The sequence below is a fragment of the Mesorhizobium sp. USDA 4413 genome (assembly GCF_056280365.1).
Window position 1 is genome coordinate 3,900,673 of sequence record NZ_JBVPRP010000001.1, and the last position, 13,390, is coordinate 3,914,062.

Below are 13,390 nucleotides of genomic sequence, written 5' to 3' on the forward strand. Positions count from 1 at the left end.
AACGGAAACCTTGTTCCGGGCCGGCGTTAACCATCGCCTGACGCCGGGAGTGTAGCGGCGGCATGCGTTTCGCGCATCGCTATCGCGACGATCACACCCGACAGGAAGGTCAGCGCCGCGATTGCTCCGATCGCCGCAACGAAGCCGAAGAAGTCGGCGACCAGGCCGGCGGACAGCGCACCGATCGCGTAGCCGAGGTCGCGCCAGAAGCGATAGACGCTGAGCGAGCGCGCCCGCCAGGAGGGATGCGAGGCGTCGGACACCGCCGCGATCAGGCTCGGATAAACCATTGCCGTGCCGAGCCCGAGAAGCACGCTCGCCAGCAGCCACCAGCCGAAATCGCGCGTCATGGCGGTCAAGAGAAGTCCCGCCGCCTGCACCCACATGCCGGCGACGATCAGCCCCTTGCGACCCCAGCGGTCGCTCAACGGCCCGGTGGCGACCTGAAGGATGCCCCACACTGCCGGATAGACCGCCTTGAGGATGCCGATCCGCTCGATGCCGAGGCCGTTGGCGACGAAGAAGAGCGGGAACAGCCCCCAGCTCATGCCGTCGTTCAGGTTGTTGACCAGCCCGGCCTGCGAGGCTGCGAACAGATTGCGGTCACCGAAGGAGGTCAGCATGAGGATCTCCCGGAAGGCGAGCGGAGAAGCCTGTTTTGGATGGTCGGCCAGCTCCAGCCGCACATGCTGGCGGGTGTCGCGCACGAGCAGGATCGACAGTGCGGCGCCGAGAACCGCATAGCCGACGCCGAGATAGATCGGCACGGGGCGCAGCCCGTAACGGCTCGCCAGATAGCCCGTGAGGAAGGCGGTCACGCCGACGGCGAGGTAGCCGGCGAACTCGTTGAGGCCGACGGCGAGCCCGCGTGACTTCGGCCCCACGAGGTCGACCTTCATGATCACCGTCATCGACCAGGCGAACCCCTGGTTGATGCCGAGAAGGGCATTGGCGGCGACGATCCAACCCCAGCTCGGCGCCCCGATGATGATGAACGGCACCGGCAGGCCGAACAGCCAGCCGAGAATCAGCACGCGCTTGCGGCCCCATGTGTCGGCAAGCTGACCGGAGACGAGGTTGGCGCAGGCCTTGACCACGCCGAAGCTGACGATGAAGGAGGTGACGAGCGTGGTGGAGGCGACGCCGAATTCCTCCGCGCCGATCAGCGGCACGACGGTCCGCTCGATCCCGACCATGCCGCCGACGAAGGCGTTGATCAGCACCAAGAGCGAAAACTGCTTCCAGTTGGCCTTGAGGCCGAGCGCGACGGCCGACGCTGCTGCGCTCAAGATTTCGCTCCGGCGTTCGCGGCCCGGTTCTGGGCGGCGTCCGGGGGCGGGGGAGGGATGTCGGCGGTCATGGCGGCGACGAACTCACCTTCGTCCTCGATGCGGAAGGCCTTATTGAAGCGCCGCTCGAAGCCGATGGTCGATGTCGGCTTGCCGCTCAGCGAGCGGCCGCAGACCGAGCCGGAATAGGCGCCGGGCAGCACCTCGATATGGTCGGGCAGTTCCTTCAGCCGGCGCGCGCTGGCATAGAGCGCGCGAGCCCCGTCCTCGGCACTGGAGGCTAGTTCGGTGCGGCCGAGATCGCCGACCATCAGCGTGTGCCCGGTGAGCACGAACCAGGGCTCGTTCGACCGCGTCCGGTCGGTGACGACCAGGCTCAGATGCTCCGGCGTATGGCCTGGCGTATGCATCACCGTCGCTGTGACATTGCCGAGCTCGAGCACCTCGCCATCCTTGACGCGCCGGAACGGAAAGCCCGTCTCGGCGCCCTCGAACAGCACGTATTCGGCGCCGGTCGCCTCAGCCAGCGCCCGACCGGCCGATATATGGTCGGCATGGATATGCGTGTCGACGATATAGAGGATGCGCATCCCCGTGGCGCGCGCCGCCTCGAGATAGGGCGCAATGTCGCCGACCGGATCGACAACGGCCGCTGACGCCTTGCCGCCGCAGCCGAACAGATAGGAAGCGGCGACCGGATCGATGTGCAGGAACTGCCTGAGAATCATCGCTTTCCTCTCCGCCGCACGGCTGCCTGTGCGGGCCGCCCGGCTTGACAGCAATGGCCGAAACCGTCATTCAACAATTCTGTTGAATGACGGTGCTTCACGGAACGGCCGATGTCAATCCGCAATCCGAAACAGGCGCTCTACGAACAGTTCGCGATCGTCGCCAAGGCGCTCGGCCATCCGCTGCGGCTGGAAATGATCGAGCATCTGGCGCAAGGCGCGCGCAGCGTCGAGGCGCTCGCCGCGAAGCTCGGTCAGCCGATAGCCAACGTCTCACAGCACCTGCAGGCACTGCGCCGCGCCGGCATCGTCTCGGCCGAACGCGACGGCAAGTTCGTGCATTATTCGCTGAGCGATGAGAGCGTGCTTTCCGCCTTCGCGTCGGTGCGCGGCGTTGCCGAGCGGCAGCTTGCCGAGGTCGATCGCATCGTGCGCGGCTATTTCGACGCGCGCGACGACATGCGGCCGGTCACGCGCGAGGAACTTCAGAGGCTGATGCGCGATGGCCTTGTGACGGTGATCGACGTTCGACCAGCCGATGAGTTCGCGCTCGGCCATGTGCCGGGCGCCACCAATGTCCCGTTGGGAGAAGTCAAGGCGTGGTCCGGCAGCGCCGACGCCGGCAAGGAAGTCATCGCCTACTGCCGCGGCCCATGGTGCGTGATGTCCTTCGAGGCGGTCGCGGCGCTGCGCTCGCTAGGTCATTCCGCGCGTCGACTGGAGGACGGGATGCCGGAATGGAAAGCCGCCGGCCTGCCGGTGGAAGTGTTGGCTGGTATTGCGGCTAAGTAGGCGGGGCGGAATGCTCGCTAGCCGAAAGGCCACTGAGCGCCAATTGCAACCGTTCCGGATACCGCCGCTGAGCTTGGCGGCAACGTCGACGTGGCTTTCGGCGCGATGGCGCCAACCTGGTTCGGACATCGTCCCGGCAGACACGTTGAGGACTGCGACTCCAAGGTCCGCTTCGTCGCTGGAGTGCTGATTGCCTCTCGGATCCGGGTTATTGCCGTGGCCTTCTGTCTTCGTTCTTGGCGAGACGATCCAGCAACTTCCGAAGCCGCTCGGGCAGCCACTGCTCAACGCGAAAAATCGGCAGTCAACGCAGATGACGCCGCACCGCCTCATTCGCGAATTGGCGGCGTAATAATTTGGCTAGATCCTTGCGTCGATCTCGGGGCACAGCTTCCGACCTGCTCAACGGTCAAACCGGGCTCAATTAGAATTGTTCCTGTGCCGAGCCGCGAACGAATGAGCGAACTGGCGCTCGTCCTGCCTGGGCCCACAGGTGCCGTTCGGATTGGGTCCCACGGCCCGTCGTCCACGCCAGTCGCTGTGCCGGAACGGCACAAGTCCTATTGCGAAACTGCGCAAAGCGCATATCATTTGGCGTGGTGGGATAGACGGTATTCGGCGGTCGAAGGGCAACAGGCCGTCGACGCGCGTTGCGCTAAGCAGACTCGGTCGGACTCTATTGAGCCGCGCCCCGGGGATCAGGCGATGCAGCAAGGGGGTATGAATGTTGCGGCTAAGGGGCCCGGCCAGCGTGGGCTGGCCGATGGCGATACTGCCCGGGAGCAGACCGTCCTCTTCCGCTTCACCGACCGATTGTATCGAGCCAAAACCGTTGCCGAGATCTACGACGCCGCTTTGGATGCCATTTGCGACGCGCTTGGTTCGTCACGCGCCTCGATCCTAAGATTTGACAGCCACGGCGTCATGAGCTTCGTCGCGTGGCGCTCACTCTCTGAAGAATACCGAGAGGCAGTTAACGGCCATTCGCCTTGGACGCGCGGTGAGCACAATGCCGAGCCGATCTATGTCGAGGACATCCGTTGCAGCGGTGAATCTCAGCAACTCATCGACACGGTCCTTGCGGAAGGAATCGAAGCGCTGGCCTTTATCCCGCTTGTCAGCTCCCGCGAGCTCGTCGGCAAGTTCATGGTCTACTATCCAGTACCCCATCACTTCACGGATCGTGAACGCGAGCTGGCGTTAACCATCGCCCGCCAGCTCGGGTTTGCGATCGAGCGGAACCGGGCGGAAACGACAGCAGCGCGACTGAGCGCGCTTGTCGAATCCTCGGATGATGCCATCAGCGCGACCGATCTGGAAGGCATCATCACAGACTGGAACAGCGGAGCCGAACGCCTTTACGGCTACAGCCGACGGGAGATTATCGGGCGCCCGCTGATCTCGCTCATTCCGCTCGACCGGCAACACGAGGAGCGGCAGATTCTGTCCCGCATTCGCAATGGTGAGCATGTTGATCACTTCGAGACCGCACGCCTGCGCAAGGACGGCAGTTTGGTACCCATCTCTTTGACGGTTTCCCCTATCGCGGATGCATCGGGCAAGATTGTCGGCTCGTCCAGAATTGCCCGCGGAATATCCGAGCGGCTGCGCGCGCAAGAGCAGCGGGAGCTGCTGCTTCGCGAGATGGACCACCGCGTGAAGAATCTCTTTGCGATCGCAAGCACCATCGTCAAACTGAGCGCGTCAGCCGCTGAAACGCCGGCCGTGCTCGCTTCCATCGTTTCTGACCGCCTCGGCGCCCTCGCGCGGGCGCATGCGCTGACGATGCTCCCGTCGACTGGCCATTCTGTTCTGGTCGCGACGAGCCTACATGCATTGATCGCCGCAATCCTCGCGCCATATCGCCATGGGACCGACGAGCATCCCCGCTTCGCGATCAGTGGCATCGATATGCCGGTGCCTTCAGCGATGATCACGCCGCTTTCTCTGCTGCTGCACGAATTCGCCACCAACGCTGCCAAATACGGCAGCCTCTCGGCGGCAGATGGGTCGATAGAGATAGCTTGCTCCGATCGGGACGGCGCGGTCCTTATTCGATGGCGGGAGATTGGCGGACCGCCGCCGGACGGAACCACGAAAGAGGGCTTCGGCACCCGCTTAGTCCGCGCCGTGGCAAGCCAGCTCGGCAGCGTCGACCGAATGTGGGATCCCGCCGGCGTCGTCATCGAGCTGACGATTGATGGTCAAAAATTTTCGGCCTGACCCGCCGAGCCGCACCTTGCCTCCCCACTGCCCGATAAAGCGCGACCGGCTTCAGGAATGGGCAGCCACGCTCGATCGTTCAGTCAGATCTCGCTCACAGTCCAATTGCAAGTGACTGGGGCGCCGTCATCGTCGCGGAGGCCCGCAGGAACCCTCGTTGCCAACAAAACGTTTTCTTGTACGTGGCCAAAGACGGCCGCAAGGAGGATACGAAAATGAAACTCAAGCTACTTGCACTGAACGCGATTGCCCTCACGATGCTGACTGGGGCCGCGATAGCGGGCTCGACATCTGGTACCTCGGCGCTCGACGATCCAGCCAAGATGTCGCCGTTCTTTACCGACGCTGGGATGAAAACCCTCAGGAGTGAAGCCGACTTTAAAACGGCGTGGATGGCGATGAAACCGGACGAGCGCACCGCGGTATTGAAGGACTGCGGCGATACGACTCTTAACAAATCGCACGCTGAATTTTGCGCTATGGCAAAGAAGATGGGAGGCTAAGCAGCCTCCCTGACATCAGGCATACCTCAGGTGCCCGGCTAAGGCAGGCCGGCCGGGTGACAGGCGAGCTACATTCATTGGCCTGCCCCAGCTCTCAGTCCTTGGCGCGCTCGACGTAGGAACCGTCGGCGGTCATCACCACGATGCGCGTGCCGGCGGAGATGTGCGGCGGCACGGCGGTGCGCACGCCGTTGGAGAGCACGGCGGGCTTGTAGGAGGAAGACGCCGTCTGGCCCTTGGTGACCGGCTCGGTTTCCACCACTTCGAAGACGGCGCGCTGCGGCAGCGTCAGCGAGATCGGCACGCCATTGAACTGCGCGAGCTGCACGGCCATGCCTTCCTGCAGATAGGGCGCCATGTCGCCGACCACGCTTTCGGAAGCCACGACCTGGTCGTAGCTTTCCGGGTTCATGAAGTGAAAACCTTCACCGTCGGAATAGAGGAAGGTATGCTCGCGTTCCTCGACATAGGCGCGCTCGACCATTTCGGTGGTGCGGTAGCGTTCCGACACTTTCACCCCGTCGCCGATGCGGCGCATGTCGAGCTGGGTCACAGGCGTGCCCTTGCCAGGGTGGATGTTTTCGGCAAAGAGGATGACATAGAGCTTGCCGTCCTTATCGACGACGTTGCCTTTGCGTAAGGAACTGGCGATGACCTTGACCACGATATTCGATCCCGTTCGAGTTTTTCGGCCTGCAAGCGTCGATTTCCGCGAAGCGGCGACGGCGGGCATCGCGTGCGCCCTAGCGCATCTTGCGCCGAACCGCCAGCCTTGCGCGCGATTTTCCTGCCCATGACCGCCGCTTCGCCCTGGTGGAGGCCTGATATCCATGCGGATCGCCGGCCACGGCTGATGGCGCGCAACGCCATCGCCGCCGCCCTTCGTGGCTGGTTCGTGCAACGCGACTTCGTCGAGGTGACGACCTCGGCGCTGCAGGTTTCGCCGGGCAACGAGGCGCATCTCGCCGCCTTTGCCACCGAGGCGATCGGGCCCGACGCGTCGCGCCGCCCGCTCTATCTCCACACCTCGCCGGAATTCGCCTGCAAGAAGCTGCTTGCCGCGGGCGAGGAACGTATCTTCAGCCTCGGCCCGGTCTGGCGCAACCGCGAGCGCGGGCCGCTGCATCACCCCGAATTCACCATGCTCGAATGGTATCGCGTCGGCGAAACTTATGAGCGCTTGATGGATGACTGCGCCGAATTCCTGGCGCTCGCCGCGGAAAAGGCCGGCGCCCGGAGTTTCCGCTTTCGCGGCCGCGAGGCCGATCCGTTCGCGGAGCCGGAGCGGCTGAGCGTGGCCGAAGCCTTCGCCCGTCATGCCGGCATCGACCTGCTCGCGACCGTTTCGGTCGACGGCAGCACGGACCGCGGCGCGCTTCATGGGGCTCTGGTCGGAGCCGGCCTGCGCACCGCGCCCGACGACAATTGGGCCGACCTGTTCAGCCGGGTGATGGTGGAAAAGATCGAGCCGGCGCTGGGGCAAGGCCGGGCCACCATCCTTTACGGCTATCCGATCTCCGAGGCGGCGCTCGCCCGGCCGAGCGCAGACGACCCGCGCGTTGCCGAACGCTTCGAGCTCTATTGCTGCGGCGTCGAGCTCGCCAACGCTTTCGGCGAGCTCACCGACCCGGCCGAACAGCGCCGCCGGTTTACCTCAGAAATGGACGAGAAAGAGCGCGTATATGGCGAGCGCTATCCGCTCGATGAGGATTTCCTCGCGGCTTTGGCCCTCATGCCGCAAGCAAGCGGCTCGGCGCTGGGCTTCGACCGGCTTGTGATGCTGGCGACCGGAGCTACCAGGATCGATGACGTGGTCTGGGCGCCGGTGGCCGACTAGCCCTTTTATCCGCTTGCGGCAAAGCATCTCGCACGGTCCGGGGCGATTGCCTTGAGATTGCCGCATCCGCCATTGCACTAGCGTTGGTGCAACAATAAATGGTGCGAATGCATCCATAACGGTGCCCATGGCATTCATGGACTGTGCGAAAGCGTCCATGTTGGGCGCAGCATCCATAGCCGGCAGGGTCCCCTGACGGCGTGCTTGAACAAACAGGAATAAACTATGGCCGACCAGCTCGACGCAGCAAAATTGACCGATCGCGTCGCGGCGCTCGTCGAGGCCGCCAAGCGCGCCGGCGCGGGCGCGGCCGACGCGGTGGCGGTGCGCGGCCGCTCGGCCGGCGTCTCGGTTCGGCTGGGCAAGGTCGAGGGCACCGAATCGTCGGAGAGCGAGGATGTGTCGCTGCGCGTCTTCGTCGGCCAGCGTGTGGCGAGCGTCTCGGCAACCGCCGCTTCCGATCCGAAGGCGCTTGCCGAGCGCGCGGTGGCGATGGCGAAGGTCTCGCCCGAGGATCCGTTCCAGGGCCTCGCCGATCCCGCGCTGCTTGCCCGCAATTTGCGCGATCTCGACCTGTTCGACCCGACCGAAGTGTCGGCAGACCAGCTGAAGGAGGCAGCCCTTTCCGCCGAAGCGGCCGCATTGGCCGTCAAGGGTGTCACCAATTCCTCCGGCAGCAGCGCCAGCGCCGGCCTGGGCGGTCTTGTGCTCGCCACCTCGCATGGCTTTGTCGGCCAGTATGTCGCCTCGCGCTTCTCGCGCTCCACCAGCGTCATTGCGGGTGAGGGAACCGCGATGGAGCGCGACTACGAATTCTCCTCGCGCCAGCATTTCGCCGATCTCGACGCGCCGGAAGAAATCGGCCGCAAGGCCGGCGAGCGCGCGGTGCGTCGCCTGGGCGCCCGTAAGGCGGCGACCGGCCCAGTCGACGTGGTGTTCGATCCGCGCGTGGCGCGCGGCATAGCCGGCCATCTCGCCGGCGCCATCAACGGCGCGGCTGTTGCCCGCAAGACCAGCTTCCTGCGCGACATGATGGGCAAGCAGGTGGCTTCGGCCTCAATCACGGTTACCGACGAGCCTTTGCGGCGGCGCGGTCAGGCGTCGCGCCCCTTCGACGGCGAGGGCGTCGAGGGCGAGAAGCTGCTAATGGTCGAGAAGGGCGTCTTGAACCACTGGTTCCTGTCGACCTCGGCCGCGCGCGAGCTTGGTCTCGTCACCAATGGACGCGGTTCGCGCAGCGGCTCGTCGGTCTCGCCGTCCTCGACCAATCTTGCCATCGAGCCCGGCGAGCGTTCGCCGGAGGATTTGATCGCGTCGTTGAAGAGCGGCTTCTATGTCACCGAGGTGTTCGGCCAGGGCGTCGACATGGTGACCGGCGAATACAGCCGCGGTGCCTCCGGCTACTGGATCGAGAACGGCGTCTTGGCCTATCCGGTCGCAGAGGTGACGATCGCCTCCAACCTGAAGACCATGTTCCTCAGCATGGAGCCCGCGAACGATCTCGACCGCAATTTCGGCACGGCGGCGCCGACGCTCCTGATCGAGGGGATGACCCTTGCCGGCGCTTGACCAATTGACATCGAGCGACGCCCGCGAAGACCTCGCTTTGCTGCGCGAGGCCGCCCGCGAGGCCGGCGCCATCGCCATGCGCTATTTCGGCAACAACCCGCAGGTGTGGATGAAGGGCGGCACCTCGCCGGTGAGCGAGGCCGATCACGCGGCGGACGCCTATCTGCGCGAGACCTTGCTCAAGGCGCGTCCGGATTATGGCTGGCTGTCGGAAGAGACCGCGGATGACCACGCGAGGCTGTCGGCGCGCCGCACCTTCGTCGTTGACCCGATCGACGGCACGCGCGGCTTTCTCGATGGCCTGCATTCCTGGTGCGTCAGCGTCGCCGTGGTCGAGGACGGGCGCTCGCTCGCCGGCGTCCTTGAATGCCCGGCCAAACGGGAGACCTATTGGGCGCTGCCGGGCGAGGGCGCCTATCTCAACGACAAGCGCATCCATGTGCGCCCGCTGGGTGAAACCGTCGATATCGGCGGACCCAAGCCGCTGGTCGACCTGATGCCGCAGGGCTGGCAGGACAGGCTGCGCCGGACGGCCTACATTCCCTCGCTTGCCTACCGGCTGGCGATGATCGCCGCCGGCAAGCTCGATGCGACCTTCGTCAAGCCGAACGCGCATGACTGGGACATCGCCGCCGCCGATCTTATTGTGACCGAGGCCGGCGGCGCGCTCCTCGACCGCACCGGCAAGCCGCCGCGATATGCCGGCGAGGTGATCAATCACGGCGCGCTCGCCGCCGGCAGCGGCGAACTGCTTGGCGTGCTGGCCGGCGTCATTGCCGGCGTTGACCAAGGGTGAGTCGGCCCGCAGTTCCAAAATCGGCCGCTTTGGGCTAAACATTTCACAAAATTCATGAATCTGCGAAGGATCGGCATGGCCGTGGAAGACGGAAAGAAGCAGCTTTTGCACCTGGTTTTCGGTGGCGAGCTGAAAAAGCTGGGTGGAACCGAGTTTCGTGACCTGGACGCGCTCGACATTGTCGGCATCTACCCCGACTATCAATCGGCGCACGCCGCATGGAAGGCGAAGGCGCAGGCCAGTGTCGATAATGCCCACATGCGTTATTTCGTTGTTCATCTGCATCGTTTGCTCGATCCAGAATCGAAGGTCGGCGGTTGACGTCGATGGAGCATGAAGCGGTGAAAGGGACGACCGGGCGGCGCGCCGCCAGGCGCGGCGGCACGCGCACGCTGTGGCGGCGTATCCGCGAACCTTTGGCGCAGTCGAGTTTCGTCAAGAACTTCATCGCCAGCCTGTTTGCCTGGTTCGTGCGTCTGATTCGCATCACCAGCCCGCTGGTCAAGGGCTCGACCCAGGTTGCCGGCGGCGCTTACGCGCATCTTGAACCCGGCATCATCGCGCTCTGGCACGGTCAGCATCTTCTGACCCCTGCCTATTATCCCAAGGGCCGGCCGCTGGTCGCCATGGTCTCGCGCAGTGCCGACGCGGAGCTCCAGGCGCTGATGATCGAGAAATTCGGCATTGAGGCGGTGCGCGGCTCCGGCGGCCGCAACAGTTCGAGGCATCTCGACAAAGGCGGCGCCAAGGCCCTGATCGCGCTGAAGAAGTCGCTCGTCGCAGGCAAGAACGTCGCCATGATCGCCGACATTCCGAATGGCACGCCGCGCGATGCCGGGCTCGGCATCGTTCTTCTGGCAAAGCTTTCCGGCCGGCCGATCCTGCCTGCGGCCATTGCCACCAGCCGCCGCAAGGTGTTGGAGAAGAGCTGGGACAAGACCACCATCAACCTGCCTTTCGGCCGCTCGGCGGTCATCGTAGGCCCGCCTGTCTTCGTGCCGGCCGATGCCGATGATGCCGAGATGGAGCGCAAGCGCCAGGAGGTAACCGTCTCGCTGAACGCCGCGACGGCCGAGGCCTATCGCCTCGTGGACGGCCGCAAATGAGCGAGCGTTGGGCGCGTGCGGCCCTGACCGCCTACCGCTATGCGGGGGCGGTCGCCTATCCGCTGATCGGTCCTTATGTCGCCTGGCGCGCCTCGCGCGGCAAGGAGGATCGCGCCCGCCGGCGCGAGCGCTACGGTGTCGCCGGCCGTCCGCGGCCGGAAGGGCCGGTGATCTGGATCCATGCGGCGAGCGTCGGCGAGACGATCGCGGTGGTGCCGTTGGTCCAAAGCATCCTCGATTATGGCGTCAACATCGTTCTGACCACCGGCACCGTGACCTCGGCCAAGGTCGCCGAGGAGCGCCTCGGCAGCCGCATCATCCACCAATATGTACCGCTCGATCTCAAGCCCGCTGTGAGCCGCTTCCTCGACCACTGGCGGCCGGAACTGGCGATCATCGCCGAATCGGAGATCTGGCCGATGACCATCCTGGAGCTTGGCGCCCGCAACGTGCCGCAGGTTCTGGTCAACGGTCGGTTGTCGGACCGCTCTTTCATATCGTGGAAGAAGCGCTCCAGCGTCGCCGAGGCGCTGTTCGAGAATCTCGCCCATGTCATCGCCCAGTCGGATGTCGACGGCGAGCGGTTCCGCGCGCTCGGCGCCCGGCCGGTCACCGTTTCCGGTAACCTCAAGGTCGATACCAACCCGCCGCCCGTCGACGAGCGGGCCTTAGCCACCCTGCAGCGCCAGATCGGCGCTCGCCCGACCTGGGCGGCGATCTCGACCCATGACGGCGAAGAGGTTGTGGCCGCTGAGGTCCATGCCAGCCTGCATAAGCGCCATCACGGGCTCTTGACCATCGTCGTGCCGCGCCACCCCGACCGCGCCGATGCGCTTGCCGCGCAGATTTCCGGCATGGGCCTTTCCGTGGCAAGGCGCAGCAAGGGCGACCGCATCTCGCCCGATACCGATATCCTTCTGGGCGATACGATCGGTGAAATGGGCCTTTACCTGAGGTTGACCGAGATCGCTTTCGTCGGCCGCTCGCTGACTTCGCAAGGGGGCCAGAACCCGCTCGAGCCGGCGATGCTCGAAACCGCCGTGCTGGCAGGCCGCAACGTGCAGAATTTCCGCGAGGCCTATCAACGCCTGCTCGACAGCGGCGGCGCCAAGCTGGTGCGCGATCGCGACATGCTGACCGGCGCCGTCAATTTCCTTCTGACCAACGAAGCGGCGCGCCACGAAATGATAGCGGCGGGTGCTGCCACCGTCGACGAGATGCGCGGCGCGCTTGCCCGCACGCTGAAATCGCTAGAGCCTTACATCCAGCCGCTGGTCGTCAAGGCGCGCCTCAAAGGCGCAAACGGGCGCTAGAGCCGGATTCAGATTTCAGGTCGATTCGACCTGAAATCTGAATCCGGCTCTAAATCAAAGAGGGAGAGCATGATGTCGACCGAAAACCGCTTCACACTTTTCGGCATCATGCTCTAGGTATGATCCCAAAAAACGAATCCGATTTTTGGAAAGGATCACGCGCACAACCGAATTGCGCGGAACCCACGCGATGACCAGTGAAGCGCCACCCTTTTGGTGGGAAAAGCCGGACTGGCGCGTGCTTGCGCTGTCTCCAGCCTCGGCGATCTATGGGCTGGTTGCCGGCCGCCGCATGCGCCATGCTCCGCGCGAGAAGGTCGCAGCACCGGTGCTGTGCGTCGGCAATCTTACGGTCGGCGGCAGCGGCAAGACGCCGGTCGCCATCGCTTTGGCAAAGCAAGCCCGGCGCATGCAGCTCACGCCGGGCTTCCTCTCGCGCGGCCATGGCGGCTCGTTTGCCAAGCCGCATGTCGTTGATGCTCACCATGACGCCGCCAAGCATGTCGGCGACGAGCCGCTGCTCCTGGCCGAACATGCGCCTGTCGCAGTGACGGCGAACCGCGCTGCCGGCGCGAAGCTGCTCATCGAGCAACATGGCTGCGACTTCCTGATCATGGATGACGGGTTCCAGTCGGCGCGCATCCATATCGACTATGCGCTGGTGGTGGTCGACGCCCGCTTCGGCATCGGCAACGGCCGCGTCATCCCGGGCGGGCCGCTCCGTGCCAAGGTCGTCGACCAGCTGGTGTTCACCAGCGGCTTGCTGAAGATGGGCGAGGGGACCGCCGCCGACGGCGTCGTGCGTCAGGCGGCGCGCGCCGGGCGGCCGATCTTCCTGGCGCATGTCGAGCCGGCGGACCCGTCGCGCTTCTCCGGTGGCCGCTTCCTTGCCTTCGCCGGCATCGGCCATCCGGAGAAATTCTTCGACACGGTGCGCGGCGCGGGCGGCGAAGTTACGCTGTCGCGCGCCTTTCCGGATCATCATTTCTATGCCCAGGACGAGCTTGCCGACCTCCTGACGCTTGCCCAGCAGGAGGGGCTGCGCCTCGTCACCACGGCAAAGGACGCTGCGCGGCTGCGCCACGGCGAGACACCCGCTGGCTTCCTCGATCGACTGGATGTGCTCGACATCGAGGCCGTGTTCGAGCTCGATCATGTGCCCGAGCGCATTATCGACGAGACGCTCGACGCCTGGCGTCAGCGCAAGATGCGGGGCTGAGCTTCGAACAGGATG

General features: G+C 64.8%; 13 protein-coding genes. 10 read left to right on the forward strand and 3 right to left on the reverse strand.

What is annotated here, in order from left to right:
- Positions 1-26: 26 nt before the first annotated feature.
- Positions 27-1,289 carry an MFS transporter gene (locus tag ACVMIM_RS18980; protein ID WP_476113853.1) on the reverse strand — a complete coding sequence of 421 codons (1,263 nt, stop codon included), beginning with the start codon at positions 1,287-1,289 and terminating at the stop codon, positions 27-29.
- Entirely contained in the window at positions 1,286-2,017 is a 732-nt protein-coding gene (locus ACVMIM_RS18985) for an MBL fold metallo-hydrolase (RefSeq protein ID WP_476113855.1), read from the reverse strand. The genes ACVMIM_RS18980 and ACVMIM_RS18985 overlap by 4 nt, the downstream gene beginning before the upstream one ends.
- Positions 2,018-2,128: 111 nt before the next feature.
- On the opposite strand from ACVMIM_RS18985, the gene ACVMIM_RS18990 reads away from it, so the two are divergent.
- From ACVMIM_RS18990 to ACVMIM_RS19000, 3 genes are all read left to right on the forward strand, one after another.
- Entirely contained in the window at positions 2,129-2,809 is a 681-nt protein-coding gene (locus tag ACVMIM_RS18990) for an ArsR/SmtB family transcription factor (protein ID WP_278050529.1), read from the forward strand.
- 720 nt (positions 2,810-3,529) lie between these two features.
- On the forward strand, positions 3,530-5,032 hold the full coding sequence (locus ACVMIM_RS18995) for a PAS domain S-box protein (RefSeq protein ID WP_476113856.1): 1,503 nt from the start codon (positions 3,530-3,532) through the stop codon (positions 5,030-5,032).
- 215 nt (positions 5,033-5,247) lie between these two features.
- Positions 5,248-5,535 carry a hypothetical protein gene (locus ACVMIM_RS19000; RefSeq protein WP_278050527.1) on the forward strand — a complete coding sequence of 96 codons (288 nt, stop codon included), beginning with the start codon at positions 5,248-5,250 and terminating at the stop codon, positions 5,533-5,535.
- Between the two features lie 94 nt (positions 5,536-5,629).
- Here ACVMIM_RS19000 and efp read toward each other — a convergent pair whose 3' ends face one another.
- Positions 5,630-6,199 (reverse strand): elongation factor P, encoded by a 570-nt coding sequence (efp, locus tag ACVMIM_RS19005; protein ID WP_278050526.1) that lies wholly within the window; start codon positions 6,197-6,199, stop codon positions 5,630-5,632.
- A 129-nt stretch (positions 6,200-6,328) separates the two neighbouring features.
- On the opposite strand from efp, the gene epmA reads away from it, so the two are divergent.
- The 7 genes from epmA (at position 6,329) to lpxK (ending at position 13,375) form a co-directional block, all read left to right on the forward strand.
- Positions 6,329-7,372, forward strand: coding sequence for an EF-P lysine aminoacylase EpmA (epmA, locus tag ACVMIM_RS19010; protein WP_476113858.1), 1,044 nt, complete (start codon positions 6,329-6,331; stop codon positions 7,370-7,372).
- A 225-nt stretch (positions 7,373-7,597) separates the two neighbouring features.
- Entirely contained in the window at positions 7,598-8,941 is a 1,344-nt protein-coding gene (locus tag ACVMIM_RS19015; protein WP_476113859.1) for a TldD/PmbA family protein, read from the forward strand.
- The gene (locus ACVMIM_RS19020) at positions 8,928-9,737 is read left to right on the forward strand and encodes a 3'(2'),5'-bisphosphate nucleotidase CysQ (RefSeq protein WP_476113861.1); all 810 of its coding nucleotides are present in this window, start codon (positions 8,928-8,930) and stop codon (positions 9,735-9,737) included. Before ACVMIM_RS19015 ends, ACVMIM_RS19020 begins: the two co-directional genes overlap by 14 nt.
- 75 nt (positions 9,738-9,812) lie before the next feature.
- Positions 9,813-10,058 carry a DUF4170 domain-containing protein gene (locus ACVMIM_RS19025; protein ID WP_041002569.1) on the forward strand — a complete coding sequence of 82 codons (246 nt, stop codon included), beginning with the start codon at positions 9,813-9,815 and terminating at the stop codon, positions 10,056-10,058.
- A gap of 5 nt (positions 10,059-10,063) precedes the next feature.
- Positions 10,064-10,843, forward strand: coding sequence for a lysophospholipid acyltransferase family protein (locus tag ACVMIM_RS19030; RefSeq protein ID WP_476113863.1), 780 nt, complete (start codon positions 10,064-10,066; stop codon positions 10,841-10,843).
- The gene (gene waaA, locus ACVMIM_RS19035; protein ID WP_041001017.1) at positions 10,840-12,156 is read left to right on the forward strand and encodes a lipid IV(A) 3-deoxy-D-manno-octulosonic acid transferase; all 1,317 of its coding nucleotides are present in this window, start codon (positions 10,840-10,842) and stop codon (positions 12,154-12,156) included. Before ACVMIM_RS19030 ends, waaA begins: the two co-directional genes overlap by 4 nt.
- A gap of 190 nt (positions 12,157-12,346) precedes the next feature.
- On the forward strand, positions 12,347-13,375 hold the full coding sequence (gene lpxK, locus ACVMIM_RS19040) for a tetraacyldisaccharide 4'-kinase (protein WP_476113865.1): 1,029 nt from the start codon (positions 12,347-12,349) through the stop codon (positions 13,373-13,375).
- Positions 13,376-13,390: the final 15 nt, after the last annotated feature.

What these genes read in the sequence shown, in the direction of transcription:
- waaA (WP_041001017.1), top strand. Translation starts at nt 10,840, where the DNA reads ATGAGCGAGCGTTGGGCGCGTGCGGCCCTGACCGCCTACCGCTATGCG.
- ACVMIM_RS19015 (WP_476113859.1), top strand. Translation starts at nt 7,598, where the DNA reads ATGGCCGACCAGCTCGACGCAGCAAAATTGACCGATCGCGTCGCGGCG.
- ACVMIM_RS19000 (WP_278050527.1), top strand. Translation starts at nt 5,248, where the DNA reads ATGAAACTCAAGCTACTTGCACTGAACGCGATTGCCCTCACGATGCTG.
- ACVMIM_RS19030 (WP_476113863.1), top strand. Translation starts at nt 10,064, where the DNA reads ATGGAGCATGAAGCGGTGAAAGGGACGACCGGGCGGCGCGCCGCCAGG.
- ACVMIM_RS19025 (WP_041002569.1), top strand. Translation starts at nt 9,813, where the DNA reads ATGGCCGTGGAAGACGGAAAGAAGCAGCTTTTGCACCTGGTTTTCGGT.
- ACVMIM_RS18995 (WP_476113856.1), top strand. Translation starts at nt 3,530, where the DNA reads ATGAATGTTGCGGCTAAGGGGCCCGGCCAGCGTGGGCTGGCCGATGGC.
- ACVMIM_RS18990 (WP_278050529.1), top strand. Translation starts at nt 2,129, where the DNA reads ATGTCAATCCGCAATCCGAAACAGGCGCTCTACGAACAGTTCGCGATC.
- epmA (WP_476113858.1), top strand. Translation starts at nt 6,329, where the DNA reads ATGACCGCCGCTTCGCCCTGGTGGAGGCCTGATATCCATGCGGATCGC.
- lpxK (WP_476113865.1), top strand. Translation starts at nt 12,347, where the DNA reads ATGACCAGTGAAGCGCCACCCTTTTGGTGGGAAAAGCCGGACTGGCGC.
- ACVMIM_RS18985 (WP_476113855.1), bottom strand. Translation starts at nt 2,017, where the DNA reads ATGATTCTCAGGCAGTTCCTGCACATCGATCCGGTCGCCGCTTCCTAT.